Here is a 22552-nt window from a genome sequence, read left to right as displayed (position 1 = left end):
GGCGTTTGCACTGTGGAGAACCTGATTGCGCTGCTCGTCGCGGCGCCCCTGCTCGGAGCGGCGGTGCTGCTCTGCGGCGGCCGGCGCCTCGACCGCGCCGGACACTGGCTCGGCACCCTGCTCGCCGCCGCCTCGTTCGTCGTGGCCGTGGTGCTCTTCACCGACATGCTGGGGAAGGGCGCGGACGACCGGGCGCTGCACCAGAAGCTGTTCAGCTGGATCCCGGTCGAGGGCTTCCAGGCCGATGTGGCCTTCCAGCTCGACCAGCTGTCGATGACCTTCGTCCTGCTGATCACCGGTGTGGGCACGCTGATCCACATCTACTCGATCGGCTACATGGAGCACGACGAGCGCCGGCGCCGCTTCTTCGGCTATCTGAACCTGTTCCTGGCGGCGATGCTGATCCTGGTCATCGCCGACAACTACCTGCTGCTGTACGTCGGGTGGGAGGGCGTCGGTCTGGCGTCGTACCTGCTCATCGGCTTCTGGCAGCACAAGCCCAGCGCGGCGACCGCCGCGAAGAAGGCGTTCCTGGTCAACCGCGTCGGCGACATGGGCCTGTCGATCGCGATCATGCTGATGTTCACCACCTTCGGCACGTTCGCGTACGGCCCGGTGCTGGAGGCGACCGGTGAGACGAGCGAGGGCAAGCTGACGGCGATCGGCCTGATGCTGCTGCTCGCCGCCTGCGGCAAGTCCGCCCAGGTGCCGCTGCAGTCCTGGCTCGGCGACGCGATGGAGGGTCCGACCCCGGTCTCCGCCCTCATCCACGCCGCGACCATGGTCACCGCCGGCGTCTACCTGATCGTCCGCTCCGGCGCGATCTTCAACGCCGCCCCGGACGCCCAGATGGTCGTCGTGGTCGTCGGCGCGGTCACGCTGCTGTTCGGTGCGATCGTCGGTTGCGCGAAGGACGACATCAAGAAGGCCCTCGCCGGCTCCACGATGTCGCAGATCGGCTACATGATCCTGGCCGCCGGGCTCGGCCCCATCGGCTACGTCTTCGCGATCATGCACCTGGTGACGCACGGCTTCTTCAAGGCCGGGCTCTTCCTCGGCGCCGGTTCGGTCATGCACGGCATGAACGACGAGGTGGACATGCGGAAGTTCGGCGGCCTGCGGAAGTACATGCCGGTCACCTTCGTCACCTTCGGCCTCGGCTACCTCGCGATCATCGGCTTCCCCGGCCTCTCCGGCTTCTTCTCCAAGGACAAGATCATCGAGGCGGCGTTCGCCAAGGGCGGCACCGAGGGCTGGATCCTCGGCTCCGTGGCCCTGCTGGGCGCCGCGATCACCGCGTTCTACATGACGCGCGTGATGCTGATGACCTTCTTCGGCGAGGAGCGCTGGCGCCGCACGGCGACGCCGTCCCCGGACGCGCCGGACGTCGAGCCCGCCGCCGAGACGCGCGGCGAGCACGCGGAGCCCCACCCGCACGAGTCCCCGAAGTCCATGACGATCCCGATGATCGTGCTGGCCTTCGGATCGGTCTTCGCCGGTGGCTTCTTCTCGATCGGCGACCGCTTCCTGCACTGGCTGGAGCCCGTCACCGGGCACGATCACGGCGACGCCCCGATCGGCGCGTCGACCGTCACCGCGGCCACCATGGTCGCCCTGGTCGTCGGGGTCGCCATCGCCTGGGCGATGTACGGCCGCAAGCCGGTGCCGGTGGCCGCGCCGCGCGGCTCGCTGCTCACCCGGGCCGCACGCCGCGATCTCCTCCAGGACGACTTCAACCACGTGGTCCTGGTCCGGGGCGGCGAGCACCTGACCCGCTCCCTGGTCTACGTCGACCACACCCTGGTCGACGGCGTCGTCAACGGCACGGCCGCGTCCATGGGCGGGCTCTCCGGCCGGCTGCGCAAGCTGCAGAACGGCTACGCCCGCTCCTACGCGGTCTCGATGTTCGGCGGTACGGCGGTTCTCATCGCCGCGACCCTGCTGATGAGGGCGGTCTGATCACATGTCCTTTCCCCTCCTGACAGCGACGGCGGCGCTCCCGGCGATCGGCGCGGTGGCCACCGCCGCCGTCCCGGCCGCCCGGCGCACCGCCGCCAAATGGCTGGCGCTGGTCTTCTCGCTGGCCACGCTCGTCCTGGCGGGCATCGCGCTCGCCCGCTTCGAGCCCGGCGGCGACCGCTTCCAGCTCACCGAATCGCACGCCTGGATCAAGGACTTCGGCGTCCGCTACGAGCTGGGCGTCGACGGCATCGGCGTCGCGCTCATGGCGCTCACCGCCCTGCTGATCCCGTTCGTCATCCTGGCCGGCTGGCACGACGCCGACCCCCTGGAGACGAACTCCTCGCGCTGGCGCCCCACCCAGGGCTTCTTCGCCCTGATCCTGATGGTCGAAGCGATGGTGATCCTCTCCTTCGAGGCCACCGACGTCTTCCTCTTCTACATCCTGTTCGAAGCCATGCTCATCCCGATGTACTTCCTCATCGGCGGCTTCGGGGACCGGGCGCACACCGGCAGCGACGAGAACGCGGCGGCGCAGCGTTCGTACGCCGCCGTGAAGTTCCTCCTCTACAACCTGGTCGGCGGCCTCATCATGCTGGCCGCGGTGATCGGCCTGTACGTGGTCGCGGGCTCGTTCTCGCTCTCCGAGATCGCCGAGGCCCGGGCCAACGGCACGTTCTCCATGGCGACCGGCACCGAGCGGTGGCTGTTCCTCGGGTTCTTCTTCGCCTTCGCGGTGAAGGCCCCGCTGTGGCCGCTGCACACCTGGCTGCCCAACGCCATGGGCGAGGCGACCGCACCGGTCGCCGTGCTGATCACCGCCGTGGTCGACAAGGTCGGCACGTTCGCGATGCTCCGCTTCTGCCTCCAGCTCTTCCCGGAGGCCAGCAAGTGGGCGACGCCGGTGATCCTGGTCCTGGCGCTGATCAGCATCGTGTACGGGGCGCTGCTCGCGGTCGGCCAGCGCGACATCAAGCGGCTGATCGCCTACGCGTCCATCTCGCACTTCGGCTTCATCATCCTGGGCATCTTCGCGATGACCAGCCAGGGCCAGTCGGGCGCGACGCTGTACATGGTCAACCACGGCATCTCGACGGCCGCGCTGATGCTGGTCGCGGGCTTCCTGATCAGCCGGCGCGGTTCGCGCCTCATCGCGGACTACGGCGGGGTGCAGAAGGTGGCCCCGGTCCTGGCCGGCACCTTCCTGATCGGCGGTCTGGCGACGCTCTCGCTGCCGGGGCTCGCCCCGTTCGTCAGCGAGTTCCTGGTCCTGGTCGGCGCGTTCGCCGCGTATCCGGCGGTCGGCATCATCGCCACCACCGGCATCGTGCTCGCCGCGATCTACGTCCTGGTCCTCTACCAGCGCACCATGACCGGCCCGGTCAAGGCCGAGGTGCAGGGCATGGCGGACCTCAAGGCCCGTGAGCTCGTGGTGGTCGTCCCGCTGATCGCGCTGCTGCTCTTCCTGGGTGTCTACCCGAAGCCCCTGACGGACATCGTCAACCCGGCGGTGCGGCACACCATGTCGGACGTACAGAAGAAGGACCCCCAGCCCGAGGTGGAGGCCGCCAAGTGAGCGCAACAGCTGTCCACAGCCTGTGGACGACGGCGGGCGGGGTGACATCCGCCGCCCCGGACGAGAAGTTCACGGCCCCCGTCATCGAGTACACCCAGCTGATGCCGGTCCTGATCGTGATCGGCGTCGCCGTCATCGGCGTCCTGGTCGAGGCGTTCGTGCCGCGCCGGGCCCGGTACCACACGCAGGTGTTCCTGACCGTCGTCGCGCTGGTCGCCGCGTTCGCCGCGGTGGTCGGCCTCGCGGCCGGCGGTTACGGGACGACCAAGGCGCACATCGCCGCGATGGGCGCCATCGCGGTCGACGGACCGTCCCTGTTCCTCCAGGGCGTCATCCTGCTGACGTCCCTGGTCGCGGTCTTCACGTTCGCCGAGCGCCGGCTCGACCCCGAGTCGCACGGCAACAGGGTCGACTCCTTCGCCGCGCAGGCCGCGTCGATCCCCGGCAGCGACAGCGAGAAGGCCGCGGTCCGGGCCGGCTTCACCACCACCGAGGTCTTCCCGCTCGTCCTCTTCTCGGTGGCGGGCATGCTGGTCTTCCCGGCGGCCAACGACCTGCTGACGCTGTTCGTGGCCCTGGAGGTCTTCTCCCTCCCGCTGTACCTCCTGTGCGCCGTCGCCCGCCGCAAGCGGCTGATGTCGCAGGAGGCGGCCGTGAAGTACTTCCTGCTCGGCGCGTTCTCCTCGGCCTTCCTGCTCTTCGGGATCGCCCTCCTCTACGGGTACGCGGGCTCCGTCTCGTACGCGCAGATCGCGACCGTGGTCGACGGCTCGATCCAGAAGATCGACCCGGCGCTCGCGGACACCATGGGCAACGACGCGCTGCTGCTCATCGGCGGCGCGATGATCCTCACCGGCCTGCTCTTCAAGGTCGGCGCCGTCCCGTTCCACATGTGGACCCCGGACGTCTACCAGGGCGCCCCGACCCCGGTCACCGGCTTCATGGCCGCCGCCACGAAGGTCGCCGCGTTCGGCGCGCTGCTGCGCCTGCTGTACGTGGTGCTGCCCGGGCTCACCTGGGACCTGCGGCCGGTCATGTGGGGCGTCGCGATCGTCACGATGGTGGGCGGCGCGGTCGTCGCGATCACGCAGACCGACATCAAGCGGCTGCTGGCCTACTCCTCGATCGCGCACGCCGGGTTCATCCTGGCCGGTGTGATCGCGGCCACCCCCGACGGCATCTCGTCCGTCCTCTTCTACCTCGGCACGTACTCCTTCGTGACGGTCGGCGCCTTCGCCGTCGTCACGCTGGTACGGGACGCGGGCGGCGAGGCGACGCACCTGTCGAAGTGGGCCGGGCTCGGCCGGCGCTCGCCGCTGGTCGCGGCGGTCTTCGCGGTGTTCCTGCTGGCTTTCGCCGGTATCCCGCTGACCTCGGGCTTCTCCGGGAAGTTCGCGGTGTTCAAGGCGGCGGCGGACGGCGGCGCGGGCGGCCTGGTCGTGGTCGGTGTGATCTCCTCGGCGATCGCCGCGTTCTTCTACATCCGGGTCATCGTGCTGATGTTCTTCAGCGAGCCGAAGGCGGACGGCCCCACGGTCGCCGTCCCGTCCCCGCTGACGATGACGACGATCGCGATCGGCGTCGCCGTGACCGTGGTCCTGGGCGTGGCCCCGCAGTACTTCCTGGACCTGGCGGGCCAGGCGGGAACGTTCGTGAGGTAGCCGGAAGCGGCCGCACGAGCACGCCGGACGGGCTTGACCTTCCTTCGGGAAGTCAAGCCCGTCCGGCGTTGTCACAGGCGGCGCCTATCGTGGCAGGGGAGCGCTGGGACGCAGCGGGACCGGTAGCGGGGGACAGAGCGATGAGCGGGACGGGCGTGACGGGCATGACCACGGATGTGAGCACGGGCGGGGCCGCCGCCGCGACCGAGAGCGAGGCCCGGCGCACGCTGCACCGCGTCTTCGGTTACGAGGCGTTCCGCGGCGAGCAGGAGGCGATCGTCGACCACGTGGTGGCCGGCGGGGACGCCGTCGTGCTCATGCCAACCGGTGGCGGCAAGTCCCTCTGCTACCAGATCCCGGCGCTGGTCCGGCGGGGCACCGGCGTCGTGATCTCCCCGCTGATCGCCCTCATGCAGGACCAGGTCGACGCGCTGCGCGCGCTCGGCGTGCGGGCCGGCTTCATCAACTCCACGCAGGACTTCGACGAGCGCCGCTCGATGGAGGCCCAGTTCGTCGCGGGCGAGCTGGACCTCCTCTACCTGGCCCCGGAGCGGCTGCGGCTGGATTCCACGCTCGCGCTGCTGGCCCGGGGCGAGGTCTCGGTCTTCGCGATCGACGAGGCGCACTGCGTCGCCCAGTGGGGCCACGACTTCCGCCCCGACTACCTCGCCCTGTCCGTGCTCGGCGAGCGCTGGCCGGACGTGCCGCGCATCGCCCTGACGGCCACGGCGACCGGCGCCACGCACCGCGAGATCACCCAGCGGCTCGGCATGCCCGACGCCAGGCACTTCGTGGCCAGCTTCGACCGGCCCAACATCCAGTACCGGATCGTGGGCAAGGCAGACCCGAAGAAGCAGCTGCTCGCCTTCCTCAAGGAGGAGCACGCCGGGGACGCGGGCATCGTCTACTGCCTCTCCCGGGCGTCCACGGAGAAGACCGCCGAATTCCTCTGCCGCAACGGCATCGAGGCCGTCCCGTACCACGCGGGGCTCGACGCCGGGACCCGCGCGGCCCACCAGTCCCGCTTCCTGCGCGAGGAGGGCCTGGTCGTCGTCGCCACGATCGCCTTCGGCATGGGCATCGACAAGCCGGACGTCCGCTTCGTCGCCCACCTGGACCTCCCGAAGTCCGTCGAGGGCTACTACCAGGAGACCGGCCGGGCCGGCCGCGACGGTGCCCCGTCCACGGCGTGGATGGCGTACGGCCTCCAGGACGTCGTCCAGCAGCGCAAGCTCATCCAGGGCGGCGAGGGCGACGAGGCGTTCCGCCGCCGGGCCGCCGCCCACCTGGACTCCATGCTCGCCCTGTGCGAGACCGCCCAGTGCCGCCGCGCCCAGCTCCTCACGTACTTCGGCCAGGAGCCCGCGGCCGAGTCCTGCGGCAACTGCGACACCTGCCTCACCCCGCCCGAGACCTGGGACGGCACGGTGGCCGCGCAGAAGCTGCTGTCCACGGTGGTACGGCTGAAGCGGGAGCGCGGTCAGAAGTTCGGCGCGGGCCAGATCATCGACATCCTGCTCGGCCGCCGCACGGCCAAGGTCATCCAGTTCGACCACGACCAGCTGTCGGTGTTCGGCATCGGCGAGGACCTGGCCGAGGCGGAGTGGCGCGGCGTGGTCCGCCAGCTCCTCGCTCAGGGCCTGATCGCCGTCGAGGGCGAGTACGGCACGCTGGTCCTGACCAAGGAGAGCGGCAAGGTCCTCGGCCGCGAGCGTGAGGTCCAGCTCCGCAAGGAACCGAAGAAGCCGACGACCGCCCGCGCGTCCTCCTCCCGGGGTGAGCGCAAGCCCAAGGCGGCGGCCGCCGCCGATCTCCCGGAGACGGCCCTCCCCGTCTTCGAGGCCCTGCGCGCCTGGCGCGCCGCCCAGGCCAAGGAGCTGGGCCTCCCCGCCTACGTGATCTTCCACGACGCGACCCTGCGTGAGATCGCCACGGTCCGCCCGACGACCCTGGGCGAGCTGGGCGGCATCAGCGGTCTGGGCGAGAAGAAGCTCGCGACGTACGGGGAGGGGGTGCTGGAGGTCCTGGCGGGGCTCGACACGGACGACACCCCGGCAGCTGCGGAAGCCCCGGCGCCCCCGGCGCAGGCGGCCCCCGCCCCGGCCGACCCGGCCCCTGCCCCCGTCCGGAAGCCCGCACCGGCTGCCGTGCCCGCCCAGCCGTCCGCCTTCGACGACGCCGAGTTCGGCTGGGACGAGGAGCCCCCGGAGTACGAGTGAGACGGGTGGGCCGCGCGGCGGGCCTACTGCGGGTCCGCCGCCCGGCGGCGCGGCGTGATGGCGCCGAGGTCGAGGTCGACCGGGAACGGGACGGACACCTTCATCCGGTCGTGGAAGATCCCGGTCGAGGTGTACGCGCCGGTGGCGGGCTCCAGCTCGAATACATAGACCACGGCACGGCCGTCGTGGTTCTCCACCCGCCAGAAGTGCGGGATCTTCACACGGGCGTACTTCATCGGCTTGGTCTCCCGGTCCCGCGACCGCGACTCCGGCGACACGACCTCGATGGCCAGCTGGACGGATGCGGCGGGGAAGCGGGTCTGGCTCGGGTCCTGGATGACCTCGCCGTCGACGACGATCACGTCGGGTTCGGGCCGGTTGTAGCGGTCGATGTCGATCGTGAACTCACGCACGACCTCCAGGCCGGGAGGTGCCAGTGACTGCAACTGCCAGTTGAAGATGTCAACCGCCCGCGAATGGAAAAGGGTCTGCGGACCCACGAAGACAAGGCTCCCGTCGATCAGCTCCGTGTGCGGAGGCAGATTCGGGAGTGTGTCCAGGTCATCGGCGGTCCAGCCGCCCTCGGGCGGGACCGCCCACCGCGGTTCCGGGGCCTCGGGGCCGACGCTCATCAGTGCTCCCATGGACGGAGTCTCGCGGGAGCTTTCAGCGTATCCGCCGGGAACCGGAAGCGGCTCCCCTGAACGTGTGAACGACTCACGCGCCCTTGACCGCCACCCCCCGCCCCGCATAGGCCCGCACATCCGCGTCCGGGTCCGCCACCGCCCCCGCCAGCGCCTCCCGGGCCCCCGGCGCGTCCCCGTGACGCAGCAGTGCCAGCACCGCCGCCTTGCGGACGTCCGCGTTCGGGTCGTCCAGGGCGGCGGCCAGCGGGGCCACCGCCTGCGACGGGTCCGCCGAGGTCAGGGCCCTCGCCGCGCCCGCGCGGACCTGCCAGGCCGGGTCGTCCAGCGCGGCCGCCGCGCGCTCGGCGTACCCCGCCGGGCAGCCCGTCTCCGCCAGCGCGCCCAGGGCCGCCGCGCGGACCAGAGCGTCCCGGTCGTCAAGCAGTGGAGTGAGCGGGGCCGGGCCGGGGAGGCGGACGGCGGCCAGGCCCTTGGCCACCGCGACCCGGACCTCTCGGGCCGGGTCGGCCGTCGCACGGGACAGGCCCTGCACCGCGTCCACCGAGACCAGCGCCCGCACGGTCTCCACCCGTACGCCGGCATCCGGGTCGCCCAGCATGCCCGCGTACAGCTCCGCGTCGCCCAGCCGCAGCGCCCGCAGGGTGTCCAGCGCGGCGGCCCGGACCACCGCGTCGGCCGAGGAGAGCGCGGCGACCAACGGGGTGCGCAGCTCCGGGGACGGGGGCAGGACCTCGACCAGTTCGCGCAGGGACGCCGCGACGGCCGCGCGCACGGCGGCGGACGGGTCGCCCAAGGCCGTGGCCAGCGCCGGGCCCGCGCCCGGCGGGGTGGACTCCGTGAGCGCGGCGACGGCGGCCCGGCGCACGGCGGGGTCCGGGTCGTCCAGGTACGGGGCGAGCGACGCCAGGTCCGGTTCGCCCTCGCCCAGCGCCAACAGCTCAAGGATGCGCGGCGAGGTGGAGACGGCCGGTTCGGAGGCCGCCGCCACGGGAACACGCACCGACACCGGCGCAGCCTCCCGCGCCCCCGCCGTCCCCACCCCCACCGGCTCCACCGCGCCGATCCGCCGCACCGGCCCCCCGGCCGGGGCGAACCCCTCCACCGGGACCAGGTACGGCGCCACCGGGCGCGCGGTGAACTCCATCGCCCCGGACGCCGACTTGTACAGGTCCAGGTGATGGAACCAGTCCGCGTCGTCCCGCTCCGGGTGGTCCGTGCGCTCGTGGTAGAGCCCCCAGCGGGACTCCGTACGGGCGAGCGAGGAGCGGGCGGCCATCTCCGCGCAGTCGCGGATGAACGACACCTCCGCGCACCGCATCAGTTCGTGCGGGGTCGTCGCGCCCATCTCCGCGAGGTCCGTCCGCATCCGCTCGAACGATTCCAGAGCGATCGACAGCCGGGCCCCGGACTTCGGCGGAGCCACGTAATCGTTCACGAAGCGGCGCAGCTTGTACTCGACCTGGGGTTGCGGCGGCCCGTCCGGATGGCGCAGCGGCCGGTAGATCAGCTCGTGCGCCGCCCGCAGCTGGTCGGCGGGCAACTCGCCCTCGTACGCCGTGAACCGGGCCGCGTCCTCGCCCGCCAGGTCGCCGAAGACGAACGCGCCGATCATGTAGTTGTGCGGGACGCACGCCAGGTCACCGGCCGCGTAGAGGCGGTCCACCGTGGTGCGGGCGTGGTCGTCCACACGGACGCCGGAGGCGGAGTGGCCGCCGCAGAGGCCGATCTCGGAGATGTGCATCTCGATGTCATGGGTGCGGTAGTCGTGACCGCGCCCCGCGTGGAAGGTGCCGCGCGTCGGGCGCTCCGTGGAGTGCAGGATCGTCTCCAGCGCGCTGACGGACTCCTCCGGGAGATGGCTGAGCTTGAGGTAGACCGGCCCCCGGTCGGAGGCCACCTCCGCCGCGAACTCCGCCATCATCCGGCCCGACCAGTAGTCGGAGTCCACGAAGCGCTCGCCGTGCCGGTTGACCTGGTAGCCGCCGAACGGGTTGGCGACGTACGCGCAGGCCGGGCCGTTGTAGTCCTTGATCAGCGGGTTGATCTGGAAGCACTCGATACCGGTCAGCTCGGCGCCCGCGTGGTACGCCATGGCGTAGCCGTCACCCGCGTTGGTCGGATTCTCGTACGTGCCGTAGAGGTATCCGGAGGCCGGCAGTCCGAGCCGGCCGCAGGCGCCCGTCGCGAGGATCACGGCCCCCGCGCGGACCGTGACGAACTGCCCGGTGCGGGTGTTGAAGCCGGCCGCGCCGATCGCCCGGCCGTCGTCGCCGGTGAGCACGCGCACCGGCATGACCCGGTTCTCGATGCGGATGCGCTCCCGCATCTCGCGCCGCCGCAGCTGCCGGTAGAGGACCTTCTTCACGTCCTTGCCCTCGGGCATGGGCAGGACGTACGAGCCGGAGCGGTGGACCTGCCGGACCGCGTACTCGCCGTGCTCGTCCTTCTCGAACTTCACCCCGTACGACTCCAGGCGCCGCACCATGCCGAAGCCCCGGACGGCGGTCTGCCGGACGGTGGACTGGTCCACGATGCCGTCGTTGGCGCGGGTGATCTCCGCGACGTAGTCGTCGGGTTCGGCCCGGCCCGGGATCACCGCGTTGTTCACGCCGTCCATACCCATGGCGAGCGCGCCGGAGTGGCGGACGTGTGCCTTCTCCAGGAGGAGGACGGACGCGCCGTGCTCGGCGGCGGTGAGGGCCGCCATCGTGCCGGCCGTACCGCCGCCGACGACCAGCACGTCGCAGGAGAGTTCCTCGGCGTCCGCGAGGGCGGGGATCTGCACGGGAGTGCCTTTCCGGAAGAGGTTTCAGGGGGTGAGGGATTCGAGGACCTCGCGGCGCAGCGCGACCGTCGCCGGGTCGGTGTGCGCGGCCCGTTCGCGCGGGCGTGGCACCGGCAGCACCCGCCCGCCCGGCAGCAGCGCCACCCGGTCGCCCAGGAACAGCGCCTCGTCCACGTCGTGCGTCACGAACACCACCGTGGCGCCGCTGCCCCGGAGCACATCGACCAGGAGTTGCTGCATGCCGGCCCTGGTCTGGGCGTCCAGCGCACCGAACGGCTCGTCCATCAGGACCGCCCGGGGACCCGCCGCGAGCGCCCGGGCCAGCTGGACGCGCTGGCGCTGCCCGCCGGAGATCCGGTGCGGCAGCTTCGCCGCGTGCTCGGCGAGCCCGACCCGGGCCAGCCACTCCTCGGCGCGGGTCCGGCGCTCGGCGCGTCCCACGCCCCGGATGGCTAGGGGCAGTTCGACGTTGGCCCGGACCGTGCGCCAGGGCAGCAGCGCGTCGTCCTGGAAGACGAGGGCCCGTTCGGCGCGGGGTCCGGTGACGGGCGCGCCGTCCTCGCCCACCTCGCCGCCGAGGGCCGGAAGCAGCCCGGCCAGGGTCCGCAGCAGCGTGGACTTGCCGCAGCCGGACGGGCCGACGACGGCCAGGATCTCGCCGGGCACGACATCGAGGTCGATGCCGTCCAGGACCGGCGCACCGGCCCGGCCGAGCGTGGCGCCGCGCAGGGTGAGCCGCAGCCCGTGCGTGGTCGTGGTCGGAGGCGTGGTGGTCGTCATGAGCGCACCCGTTCCTGTGCCGTACGGACCGAGGGGGCGGTGGGCGCCGCCGGGGTGGGGCGGCGCCGGCGCGCGGGGGTGGCCGGGCGGCTCTCCGTACGCGGCAGCCAGCGGGTCAGCCGCCGGCCCAGGAGCTCCACCGCGGTGGAGGTGAGCCAGCCGAGCAGGCCGATGGTGGCCATGCCGACGAAGACCCCCGGGTAGTCGACCACCGTGTAGTCCTGCCAGGTCCGGTAACCGACCCCGTACTCGCCGGAGATCATCTCGGCGGAGATCACGCAGATCCACGACACCCCGATCCCGACGGACAGGCCGCCGAGGATGCCGGGGAGCGCGCCGGGCAGCACCACGGACCACAGGACCCGCCGCCGGCCGCCGCCCATGGTCAGGACGGCCTCCTCCCACACCGGGGTCAGCGCCCGCACCGCGTGCCGGGTGGAGACCATGACCGGGAAGAACGCGGCCGTGCACGTGATGAAGACGATGCCCTGCTCGTTGCTCGGGAAGAGCAGGATCGCGACCGGGACCAGCGCGATGGCCGGGACGGGCCGCAGCACTTCGAGGACCGGGCCCAGCAGATCGGCGGCGATCCGGGAGCGGGCGACGGCGGTGCCGACGGTGACCCCGAGGACGGCGGCCAGCGCGAAGCCGGTGACGATCCGGGTCAGGCTGTCGGTGAGGTCCTGCCAGTACGCGTCGCCCGCGACCCGGTCCGCGAACGCGCGGGCGACCTCGCCGGCCGTCGGGAACTGTTCGAAGCGCAGCCACAGATTGATGTCGTACGTGGTCAGCGCCTGCCACAGCCCGAGCACCGCGACCAGTGAGAGCACCCGCCGCGCGGGGCCGTACCACCGCCCGCTCATGACGCGGTCCCGGCGCGTTTCAGCGCGTCGGCGTAGGAGACGGTCCGGGCGCCGGGGTGCGCCGCGACATCGGCGCGGGCCGCCGACCCGGTGACGTACGGCCGCAGTGCCGAGCCGTCCTCGACCCACACCGCGCGGTCCGCGAACCACAGCGTGCCGGTCTTCGCGTCGGGGACGTACGCCGCCCGGACCTGATCCCGGTGCGCGGCCGCGTACCGCAGCAGTTCGGCGGAGGTGGCGAAGGCCGTGGTGGCGTCCTTGCCCTTCAGCCAGACCTCTCCGCCGCGCCGGGCGGGCGGCCCGGCGGCGAGGGCCTTCGCGTAGCCGGAGCCGTACACCCGCTTGATGTACCGGTCGTCCACGAAGGCGTCCACGTCCACGTCACCGACGAGCTTCGCGGAGGCCAGCACCGGGACGTCCTTCTTCAGGGCGACGATGAGCGCTGGCTTCAGCGTGGTGTCGAAGGTGGCGATGCCCTGGGCGCCGTTGTAGAGGTGCACGACCTCCGCCGGCAGCCCGGTGGCCTTCGCGACGGACTCCGACGCGGCGACGGGGTGCTCGTGGAGGTAGGCCGTCGCCCGGCCCTGGGCGCGCAGGAAGTCCTCCACCACGGCGGACCGCTTCTCGGCGAAGTCCTCGCTGACCGTGACGCCGTGGAAGGTCGGCAGGTTGAGTTCCGCGCCGTCGTACAGCGCCTCGGCCCGGCCCTGGAAGGCGAGCAGCCCCGGCCAGGCCACGAACTGCGACAACGCGTCCGCGCTGCCCGCCTGGAGCGCCGAAGCCCCCACGGCGGGCTGCTGGTTGAGCTTGCGGATGTCCTTCTCGGGGTCGAGCCCGGCCTGTTGCAGGGCGCGTACGAGGGTGCCGTCGGCGGCCGAACCGACGCTCGTGGAGACCTTCTTGCCGCGCAGGTCGGTGAGCGAGCGGAGCTGGGAACCGGGGGCGGTGACCACGGTGTTGAGGCCGCCCGCCAGGTTGTAGCCGGTGACCGAGACGAGCCGGGTGGGGCGCTTCAGCTGCACGCCCCGGGCCGCGTTGATCAGCAGCGGGAAGTCGCCCATCGAGCCGATGTCGATCTTTCCGGCGGTCATCTGGGCGGTGATCGGGGCGCCGGTGGCGTAGTCCTGCCACTTCACCTTGTACGTGACACCGTCTCGCGCACCGCGCTTGCGCAGCTCGTCCTCGAAGTAGCCGAGGGACCGCAGCAGGGTGCCGGCGGTGACGGTGTTGATGGTCCGGGACTGATAGCCGACGGTCACCGTGACCGTACCGCTGTCGTCCGCGCTCGCCCCGCCGCCGCAGCCCGTGGTGAGCGTGAGGAGCAGCGCGGCGCCGGCCAGTGCGCCGGGTGCTGTGCGTCGCATGGAGTCGGGGCCTTTCAGCGCAGGAGATAGGGCATGTTGACGGTGACCGCCCCGGTGGGGCAGCGGGCGGCGCACGGGCCGCAGTACCAGCACTCGTCCACGTGCATGTACGCCTTGCCGCTGTCCTGGTGGATGGCCAGGGAGTCGAGCGGGCACATGTCGACGCACAGGGTGCATCCGTCGATGCACTTCGACTCGTCGATGGTCACGGGCACGTCGGCCCGCTGGGGCGCCAGAGGCATGGCGGGGCTCCAGGGAAGGTCTTCCGAATGGGTGGGATTGGTTCAACAGGCGCGGCGCAGCACGCCGTTCATGCTGATGCGGTCACCGCGGAAGCGGATGAACTCCAGGTCCACCGGCCGGCCGTCGGCGAGCCGGGTCAGCCGCTCCAGCATCAGGACGGCGGATCCGCGCGGGACCTCCAGGACGGCGGCGGAGTGCGCGTCGGCGTTGACGGCCTCCAGGGTGACGTCGGCGTCACCCAGCCGCTGCCCGGTCAGGGACTCCAGCAGCCGGAACACGTCGGTGTTCTCCAGGTCGGCGCCGAGCAGCCCGGTGCCGACGTCCATCGGGACGTAGGTGAGGTCGAGGGAGAGCGGCAGCCCGTTCAGCAGGCGGCGGCGCTCGATGTAGAGCACATCGGTGTGCTCAGCGAGACCGAGCCGCCGGGCGACCGGGGCCGGAGCGGGTACGGGCCCGACCGTGCGGACCTCGTTGGTGACCCGGCCGTGCTCGCGCAGGGTCTCCGCCAGACCCTGGAGCCGGTCGAGCGCGTGCGGATACTTCTCGGCGACGACAACCGTGCCGACGCCCGGCTGCCGCTCGACCATCCCCTCCCCGCGCAACAGGTCGAGGGCCTGGCGGACGGTGTTGCGCGAGACGCGGTAGTCGCGCCCGATGGTGTCCTCGTACGGCAGGACGCCACCGGGGAACGCGCCCGTGCGCACCTGGTGGCGCAGCAGGTCGGCGAGGAGCCGGGCGCCGTCCGCACGCAGCCGGCGCCGGCGGGCGGCGGCGACGGGCACGGTGTGCTCGCGGGTGCGTTCGGCTGGCATGCGGTGGACCATACCGACGGCGTACGGGAGTTGGTGTTGCCGCAGTGTTGCGCCATCAACGGACCCCGGCGGGGCGCCCGTGACCTGCGGTGATGTGGGCGGCCGGGGAAAGATCCGCCACCCGGGCGGTCCGCGATGCGGACCCCGCCCCCGTCACCCCGCGGCCACCACCCGCCCCGTCACCTCGCCCAGCCCCACCCGGGTTCCGTCCGGTCCCGGGGCCCAGGCGGTGATCGTCACCGTGTCGCCGTCCTCCAGGAACGTCCGCTTGCCCTCGGGCAGTTCCAGCGGGTCGCGGCCGTTCCAGGTCAGCTCCAGGAGGCACCCGCGCTGAGACGGCTCGGCGCCGCTGACCGTGCCGGAGGCGAAGAGGTCGCCGGTGCGCAGCGAGGCGCCGTTGACCGTCATCTGGGCGAGCTGCTGGGCGGCCGTCCAGTACATCGTGGAGAACGGCGGCTCCGCGACGACGTGCCCGTTGATCGCGACGGAGATCCGCAGGTCGTAGCCGCCGGGCTCGTCCTCGTCCGCGTCGTCCAGATAGGGGAGGAGGGGGAGGTCGCGGGCGGGCGGGGTGGTGCGGGCGGCGTCCAGGGCCTCCAGTGGGGTGACCCAGGCGGAGACGGAGGTCGCGAAGGACTTGCCGAGGAACGGGCCGAGCGGCACGTACTCCCACGCCTGGATGTCGCGCGCCGACCAGTCGTTGAGCAGCGAGAGCCCGAAGACGTGCTCGCGGAAGTCCGTGAGGGCGACGGGCCTGCCCTGCTCGGACGGGGTGCCGACGACGAAGCCGACCTCCGCCTCGATGTCCAGCTTCACGGACGGGCCGAAGACGGGCACCGGGTCGGCCGGTGCCTTGCGCTGGCCCGCCGGGCGCACCACATCGGTGCCGGAGACCACGACGGTCCCCGCGCGTCCGTGGTAACCGATGGGCAGGTGCTTCCAGTTGGGGGTGAGCGGCGCGTCGGCGTCCGGCCGGAAGATCTGGCCCACGTTGGTGGCGTGGTGCTCGCTCGCGTAGAAGTCCACGTAGTCCGCGACCCGGTAGGGCAGATGGAGCGTGACCGTGTCCAGCGGATGCAGCAGCGGCTCCATGTCCGCGCGGTGCGCGGGGACCGTGACCCATGCGGTCAGCGCCCGGCGCACATCGCGCCAGGCGGTGCGCCCGGCGGCGAGCAGGGGCATCAGGTCGGGCTGGGCCAGCAGCCGGGCGTACGGCGAACCGAGGGCGAGCGCGGCGGCCCCGGCGTCCAGGACGTGGTCGCCGATGCGGACGCCGACGCGCCGCTCGCCCGGGCGGTCGGGGGTGGAGAACACGCCGTACGGCAGGTTGTGCGGGCCGAAGGGATGGCCCTCGGCCACATCGAGCGGGCTGCTCTGCTCGGGCATGGGTCGCTGCCTCGCTTTCCGGGTCGCTTGGGGACAACGTTACGTCGGGAGGACTGCCGGAGGGCAGTGCCCCAACCATCCCCAATGCCCCGGAAAGTACGCCTCACATGCGACGTCACCCGGAAGTTCGCGGGATGCTCTTCTCCCAGGTCCGGTGGAAGACGACCTCGCCGCCCTCGGTGCAGACGACCTCGTTGACGGTGTGGAAGTCGTCCGCGTCGGCGGTGATCTCCGAGCGGGTGTCGATCTGCACGTCCCAGGACATCTCCGGCCGGTGCAGCCGGATCGTCCAGTCGGACCGGGTCCGCGCGGAGAGCGGGTCGCCCTCCTGGATCGTGTACGTCTCCACCGCGTCCTCGGTGAACTCCAGCCCGTCCGGGTAGACGCGCGTGCCGCCGTAGCGGGGGTCGACCTCCATCCGCCACTCGCCCTTGGCGACATCGCGGACGACGAGCCGTTCCGGCCGCGGCGCGTCCAGCGTCTCCGGGTACACCACGCCCAGCGGCTCGGACTGCTCCGGCTCCTCGAAGCGGATCGCGGGGTCCTCCGTGTGCTGCCGCACCGGGAGCTCGACGAGGCTGCCGTCCGCCTCCAGGGTGAAGCCCGCCGAGCCCGCCTGCGGCCAGATCCAGGGCCAGTACGAGGACGAGACGGCGAGCCGGATGCGGTGGCCGGGCGGGAAGGTGTGCCCGATGCCGTTCAGCTCGAAGGTGACGTCCTCGGTGGCGCCGGGGGTCCAGTCCTCGGTGCGGTCCCGGCCGCCCCGGGCGGCGAGGTTGAGCGCGCCGCGCGTGACGAGGGTGGAGGAGCCGTCGGGGGCGACGTCGCAGAGCCGGGCGATGGCCTGGCCGCGCGGGACGTCCATCGTGATGCGGAGGCTCACCCTGGGCCGGCCCAGGATCTCGATCGGCGCGTCGGCGACCGGGAATTCGAAGCAGAGCGACTTGGCGTCCTCGTCCCGCTGGTCCGGCGGCAGGTCGGCGTCGTTGCCGAAGGGGAAGAACCTCCCCGCGTCCAGGCCGGTCTGCTGTGGCGAGTGGACGATCTGCGGTCCGCCCTGGAGGGCGTACGCGACCGGGGTGACGTTCTCCGACGGCCAGCTGGTCTCCCCGACCCAGCGGCCGGGCAGCGTCTCGTACACCGTGGCGGGCCGGTGCGACTCGCTGATCCAGGACCGCAGCAGCGGCTCCTCCATCACCCCGGTGTCCTCGTCCTTCAGGTGCTGGTCCCACCAGCGCAGGGTCTCCTGGAGGAAGCCGATGCCCGGTCCGGGCGGCAGCCCCCGGTCCGGGTACTGGTGCGACCAGGGGCCGATGATCCCGCGCACCTTCGCCGGGTCCAGGTGCTCGACCAGCCGGAGGACGGTGTCGCGGTACGGGTCGTGCCAGCCGCCGACCGCGAGGACGTTCGCCTCGATCGCGGAGTAGTCCTCGCAGACGCTGCCGTGCTTCCAGTAGGCGTCCCGGGTCTGGTGGGAGAGCCAGGTGTGGATGAAGGGGTCCACCGCTTCGAGCCGGTCCAGCCACATCTGCCGCCAGTCGTCGCCGACGTCCGCCGGGTCGGGCGGCCGGCAGACGAAGGCCAGCATGGTCGCCGCCCAGGCGTGCATGTCCACGGCGAGGACCGAGCCGCCCATGTAGTGGACGTCGTTGTCGTAGCGGTCGTCCGCCGAGCACACCGTGACGATCGCCTTCAGCGGCTCCGGGGCCAGCGCGGCGATCTGGAGCGAGTTGAAGCCGCCCCAGGAGATCCCGAACATGCCGACCCGGCCCGAGCACCACTCCTGCTGGGCCAGCCAGTGGACGACCGCGACCCCGTCGGCCAGCTCCGTCGCGTCGTACTCGTCACCCGGCATGCCCTCGCTGTTGCCGTGGCCGCGCACGTCCACCCGGACGGAGGCGTAGCCGTGTCCGGCGTACCAGGGGTGGCGCTGCCAGTCGCGCGGCGCGGTCCAGTCGCTCAGCCGGTACGGCAGGTACTCCAGCAGGGCGGGCACGGGTTCGTCCGTGACCGGCCGCCAGATCCGGGCGTACAGCTGGGTGCCGTCCGCCAGCGGGATGTAGAGGTCCTCGCGGGTCGTCTCGTACGGGAACGCGGTCTGGATGTGCATGGGCGTACCTCAGTGGACGGGGTGCATCGTGCGCCTGAGCCAGGGGGCGGCGGCGATGACGGCCACGCCGGCCACCACCGCGACGGCGCCGTTGACACCGAAGTAGGCGGGGTTGGACACCTCGCCGTACAGCTTCACGATCTGGGCCTGGATGCCGTTGGCGAGGGCCAGCGAGAGGAACCAGAGGGCCATGGTCTGGCTGGCGAACGCCTTCGGGGCGAGCTTGGTCGTCGCCGACATGCCGGAGGTCTCCAGCAGGATGTCGCCGAGGCCGAGCAGCAGATAGGAGCCGACGATCCACCAGGCGGCCATCTTGTACGTGTCGCCGGTGTGCCCGGAAGTGGGCAGGACCATCAGCAGGAACGAGAGACCGCCGAGGATCACCCCGATCGCGATCTTGTTGGACGCGTGCGGCTGACGCGGCCCCATCTTCGCCCAGACGGCCGCGACCACCGGGGCGAGCAGCACCTCGAAGGCGCCGAGCGCGGAGGCGTACCAGCTCGCCGGGAAGTGGAAGCCGAAGACCTCCGTACGGGCGTTGGTCGACGCGAGCAGCATCATCGTCGAGTACGCCTGGAAGAGGATGAAGTTGAACACCACGGACGCCAGGAACAGCACCACGTACGGGCGCAGCCTGCCGCGCTCCTCGGCGGTGACCCGGGGGCTGCGGAACATCACCGCGAAGTAGACGACGGGCGCGATCACCGAGATCAGGGTGAGCACGTCCACGAACCGGTCCATGGTGAGCCACCCCGCCAGGGCCAGCGCGGTCGCGACGGCCGCCACCACCACCGCCCCGACGGCGATGAGCAGGACCGCCCGGCGCATGGGCCCGGGGGCCAGCGCGTATTCGGCGGTGTGCTTTCGCCCGGCCAGGTGACGGCGGCCCGCCACGTACTGGATGAGGCCCAGCGTCATGCCGAAGGCGGCCGCCGAGAAACCCCAGTGCCAGCTCGCGTGGTCACCGAGCCAGCCGGTGATCAGCGGCCCGAGGAAGGCACCGATGTTGATGCCCATGTAATAGAGGGCGAAGCCGGCGTCCCGCCGCTCGTCGTCCGTGCGGTAGAGCTTGCCGACCATCGTCGCCACATTGGGCTTCAGCAGACCCGTACCGGCACTGATCAGACCGAGGCCGACCCACGTCATCGCGTCGGTGGGCACCGCCATGGCGTAATGCCCGCAGGCGATCAGGATGCCGCCGTACAGCACCGCCCGGTACGAGCCCAGGATGCGGTCGGCCAGCCAGCCGCCCGCCACCGACACCAGGTAGACGAGCGTGCCGTACGCGGCCGAGACGGAGGCGGCCGTCCCGGCCTCCATGCCCATCCCGCCGTGGGCGACCGTGTCCGCGAAGTAGAGGACCAGGATCGCCTGCATCCCCAGGAACGAGAACCGCTCCCACACCTCCAGGCCGGACAGGGTCATCAGACCCCGGGGCTGGCCGAAGAAGGCGTGGTCGTCGGCCGGGGGCGGCTGCGCCGGTTCGGTGTCTGCTGCTGCGTGGGACAAAGCGGCAACTCCTGATCGTATGAGCTGATCCCGAACATACCGGCGGTGGCGGGAAGGCGCCCACGGTGATCCAAAGGGGACCGGATACGCTGACTTGAGTGGTGACAACGACACATCGACATTCCGTGTGATCGTCAGCAGACAGGAGATCCCCTCGTGACCGTCGTCGGGCCGTTCGGACTGAGCGTGCGGGACCAGGCTCTTGAGGCCGGTGTCCAGGCCGGTTTGGCTGCTGTCGAGTCGGGCCTGCTCGATGCCACCAAGAGCGACGTGCCCTTCATCACGGAAGCCGCCCAGCACCTGGTGCGCGCGGGCGGCAAGCGGTTCCGGCCGCTCCTTGCGATGCTCGCCGCCCAGTTCGGCGACGCCGACGCACCGGGCGTGGTGCCCGCGGCCGTCGTGGTCGAGCTCACCCACCTGGCGACGCTGTACCACGACGACGTCATGGACGAGGCCGATGTGCGACGCGGCGTCGACAGCGCCAATTCCCGCTGGGGCAACTCGGTCGCCGTACTGACCGGCGACTTCCTCTTCGCCCGCGCCTCGCACATCCTGGCCGACCTCGGCCCGGAGGCCGTCCGCATCCAGGCGGAGGCGTTCGAGCGCCTGGTCACCGGCCAGATCCTGGAGACCGCGGGCCCGCGCGACGGCCGCGACCCGGTCGACCACTACCTCGAAGTGATGCGCGGCAAGACCGGCTCCCTGATCGCCGTCGCCTGCCGCTTCGGCGCGATGATGTCCGGCGCCGACGAGGCCACGGTGGACATCCTCACCCAGTACGGCGAACGGCTCGGCGTGGCCTTCCAGCTCGCCGACGACGTCCTGGACATCGCGTCGGACTCCCACGAGTCCGGCAAGACCCCCGGCACGGACCTCCTGGAGGGCATCCCCACCCTCCCCGTCCTCCACCTCAGGGCGCAGGCCGCGGCGGACGGCAAGCCGGACGACCTGGCCCTCGTGGAGCTGCTCGACGGCGACCTCGGCGACCCGGACCGGCTCGCGGAGGCGCTGCGCCTGCTGCGCGCCCACCCGGCGCTGGCGCAGGCCCGCCGCGACACCGTGCGGTACGCGCAGGAGGCGCGGGCGACGCTGAAGCCGCTGCCGGAGTGCTACGCGAAGCTGGCGCTCGAAGAGATGTGCGACGCGGTGGTCCACCGCGCCGGCTGACCGGGCCCTGGGGCCACTGACGGCCCAACCCCTACTGGACGGCGGAGAAATGACCCTCCGCCGTCATACCGAAGAGGTACACGAGGTTGCTCCCGGGGGTTGACGCTTCGGGCCGCCCGATTTGGTCAGATGGAGAACAACCACTCCTGACCAAAACGGGTGAGAATGGCGGCACGGAGTGGACGAGTGCATCCCGACGGAAGCCGCCGACCACGGAGGTAGGGCACACATGGCACCGAACGACAGCGCGGAGACCAACGGCACGGCCGTCCGGAGGCCCGTCGGCCGCCGCAAGGCCGCGCGCTACATCGTCCCCGTCGCGGTGGCGGGGGTGGCGGCCGCGACGATCGGCCTGGTCCCGGCGCTCGCCAGCTCGGGCGACCCCGATCTGCCGAAGATCACCGCTCAGGAACTCATCGAGAAGATCGCCGCATCGGACACCGAGCAGTTCTCCGGCACGGTGAAGATCAGCACGGACCTCGGCATCCCGTCCATGGGCGGCCTGGCCGGCTCCTTCCTGTCCGGCGCGGCCGGGGGCGGCGACGGCGGCAAGGACACGTCGAGCGCCGACCCGCAGACCAAGCTCACCGAACTCGCCTCCGGTACGCACACCCTCCGGGTGGCCGCCGACGGCCCCGACAAGCAGCGCCTGTCCGTCCTGGACAAGGCGTCCGAGTACAGCCTCATCCACAACGGCGACGAGGTCTGGGCCTACGACAGCGGCTCCCACGCGGTCTACCACGCCGAGGGCAGGGGCGAGGCGCCCCACGGCAAGGACCGGGCCGCCCCCGAGGGCGTCCCGTCCACGCCGAAGGAGCTCGCCGAGGAGGCGCTGAAGGCCGCCGACGGCACCACGTCCGTCACGGTGGACGGCACCGCGCGGATCGCCGGGCGCGACGCGTACCGCCTGGTCCTGAAGCCCGAGCAGAAGGGCTCCACGATCGGCTCGGTCACCGTCGCCGTGGACGCGGAGAACGGCGTGCCGCTGAAGTTCACGCTTCAGCCCAGCAGCGGCGGCAAGGCGGTCGTGGACGCCGGTTTCACCTCGGTCGACTTCGGGAAGCCCGCCGCGTCCTCGTTCGCCTTCACCCCGCCCAAGGGAGCGAAGGTCACCGAGGCCGACGACGCCGACGGCCATGAGAAGGAGGCCCGCGAGGCCGCCGAGAAGGCGCGCGACGACCTGGGCACGTTCGAGGGCGAGGGCGCACCGAAGATCATCGGCAAGGGCTGGAACAGCATCGCCGAGTTCAGGACCCCCGGCGGCGCGGCCCTGCCGTCCGAGGCGTCGAAGGACGTCCCGGCCGAGGCCCAGCAGTTCCTGGACGCGCTCGGCGACAAGGTCAGCGGGAAGTTCGGCTCGGGCACGGTCTTCAAGACCCGCCTGATCAACGCGCTGATGACGGACGACGGCCGCGTCTACGTGGGCGCGGTCACCAAGGACGCGCTGGTCGCCGCCGCGAACGCGGGCTGA

16 protein-coding genes are annotated in these 22552 nt (G+C 71.8%); 6 read left to right on the top strand and 10 right to left on the bottom strand.

Annotated elements, in window-relative coordinates:
• Nucleotides 1-12 precede the first annotated feature (12 nt).
• The 4 genes from nuoL (at nucleotide 13) to recQ (ending at nucleotide 7415) form a co-directional block, all read left to right on the top strand.
• The gene (gene nuoL / locus ABZ565_RS09625; protein WP_361022745.1) at nucleotides 13-1959 is read left to right on the top strand and encodes an NADH-quinone oxidoreductase subunit L; all 1947 of its coding nucleotides are present in this window, start codon (nucleotides 13-15) and stop codon (nucleotides 1957-1959) included.
• A gap of 4 nt (nucleotides 1960-1963) precedes the next feature.
• Nucleotides 1964-3535 (top strand): NADH-quinone oxidoreductase subunit M, encoded by a 1572-nt coding sequence (locus ABZ565_RS09620; RefSeq protein WP_361022742.1) that lies wholly within the window; start codon nucleotides 1964-1966, stop codon nucleotides 3533-3535.
• Complete coding sequence (gene nuoN, locus ABZ565_RS09615; RefSeq protein WP_361022739.1) at nucleotides 3532-5196, top strand: NADH-quinone oxidoreductase subunit NuoN; 1665 nt, start codon at nucleotides 3532-3534, stop codon at nucleotides 5194-5196. Before ABZ565_RS09620 ends, nuoN begins: the two co-directional genes overlap by 4 nt.
• Before the next feature lie 164 nt (nucleotides 5197-5360).
• A complete protein-coding gene (gene recQ / locus ABZ565_RS09610; protein WP_361023376.1) occupies nucleotides 5361-7415 on the top strand; it encodes a DNA helicase RecQ in 2055 nt (684 codons plus the stop codon).
• 23 nt (nucleotides 7416-7438) lie between these two features.
• Here recQ and ABZ565_RS09605 read toward each other — a convergent pair whose 3' ends face one another.
• The 10 genes from ABZ565_RS09605 to ABZ565_RS09560 form a co-directional block, all read right to left on the bottom strand.
• Nucleotides 7439-8047 (bottom strand): Uma2 family endonuclease, encoded by a 609-nt coding sequence (locus ABZ565_RS09605; protein WP_361023373.1) that lies wholly within the window; start codon nucleotides 8045-8047, stop codon nucleotides 7439-7441.
• Between the two features lie 85 nt (nucleotides 8048-8132).
• Nucleotides 8133-10847: a fumarate reductase/succinate dehydrogenase flavoprotein subunit gene (locus ABZ565_RS09600; protein WP_361022736.1), complete on the bottom strand. Its 2715-nt coding sequence runs from the start codon at nucleotides 10845-10847 to the stop codon at nucleotides 8133-8135.
• Nucleotides 10848-10871: 24 nt separating this feature from the next.
• Nucleotides 10872-11627, bottom strand: coding sequence for an ABC transporter ATP-binding protein (locus ABZ565_RS09595; RefSeq protein WP_361022734.1), 756 nt, complete (start codon nucleotides 11625-11627; stop codon nucleotides 10872-10874).
• Nucleotides 11624-12490: an ABC transporter permease gene (locus tag ABZ565_RS09590; protein WP_361022731.1), complete on the bottom strand. Its 867-nt coding sequence runs from the start codon at nucleotides 12488-12490 to the stop codon at nucleotides 11624-11626. Before ABZ565_RS09590 ends, ABZ565_RS09595 begins: the two co-directional genes overlap by 4 nt.
• Nucleotides 12487-13854 carry an ABC transporter substrate-binding protein gene (locus ABZ565_RS09585; RefSeq protein ID WP_361022728.1) on the bottom strand — a complete coding sequence of 456 codons (1368 nt, stop codon included), beginning with the start codon at nucleotides 13852-13854 and terminating at the stop codon, nucleotides 12487-12489. Before ABZ565_RS09585 ends, ABZ565_RS09590 begins: the two co-directional genes overlap by 4 nt.
• A gap of 14 nt (nucleotides 13855-13868) precedes the next feature.
• Nucleotides 13869-14096 carry a ferredoxin family protein gene (locus ABZ565_RS09580; RefSeq protein WP_018101329.1) on the bottom strand — a complete coding sequence of 76 codons (228 nt, stop codon included), beginning with the start codon at nucleotides 14094-14096 and terminating at the stop codon, nucleotides 13869-13871.
• A 42-nt stretch (nucleotides 14097-14138) separates the two neighbouring features.
• Complete coding sequence (locus tag ABZ565_RS09575; protein ID WP_361022725.1) at nucleotides 14139-14909, bottom strand: GntR family transcriptional regulator; 771 nt, start codon at nucleotides 14907-14909, stop codon at nucleotides 14139-14141.
• Between the two features lie 153 nt (nucleotides 14910-15062).
• Nucleotides 15063-16295, bottom strand: coding sequence for a fumarylacetoacetase (gene fahA / locus ABZ565_RS09570; protein ID WP_361022722.1), 1233 nt, complete (start codon nucleotides 16293-16295; stop codon nucleotides 15063-15065).
• 115 nt (nucleotides 16296-16410) lie between these two features.
• Nucleotides 16411-18405, bottom strand: coding sequence for a CocE/NonD family hydrolase (locus ABZ565_RS09565; protein ID WP_361022719.1), 1995 nt, complete (start codon nucleotides 18403-18405; stop codon nucleotides 16411-16413).
• Between the two features lie 9 nt (nucleotides 18406-18414).
• The gene (locus ABZ565_RS09560; RefSeq protein WP_361022716.1) at nucleotides 18415-19914 is read right to left on the bottom strand and encodes a peptide MFS transporter; all 1500 of its coding nucleotides are present in this window, start codon (nucleotides 19912-19914) and stop codon (nucleotides 18415-18417) included.
• 156 nt (nucleotides 19915-20070) lie between these two features.
• Here ABZ565_RS09560 and ABZ565_RS09555 point away from each other — a divergent pair, with 156 nt between their 5' ends.
• Both ABZ565_RS09555 and ABZ565_RS09550 read left to right on the top strand, forming a co-directional pair.
• A complete protein-coding gene (locus ABZ565_RS09555; protein WP_361022713.1) occupies nucleotides 20071-21081 on the top strand; it encodes a polyprenyl synthetase family protein in 1011 nt (336 codons plus the stop codon).
• Nucleotides 21082-21310: 229 nt separating this feature from the next.
• Nucleotides 21311-22552: a DUF2092 domain-containing protein gene (locus ABZ565_RS09550; RefSeq protein WP_361022711.1), complete on the top strand. Its 1242-nt coding sequence runs from the start codon at nucleotides 21311-21313 to the stop codon at nucleotides 22550-22552.

This window comes from Streptomyces sp. NPDC016469 (assembly GCF_040632905.1).
In the GTDB taxonomy this organism is placed as follows: Bacteria; Actinomycetota; Actinomycetes; order Streptomycetales; family Streptomycetaceae; genus Streptomyces.
Note: the sequence above shows the minus strand (reverse complement) of the source record. Positions and strands in the feature narration are given on the sequence as shown.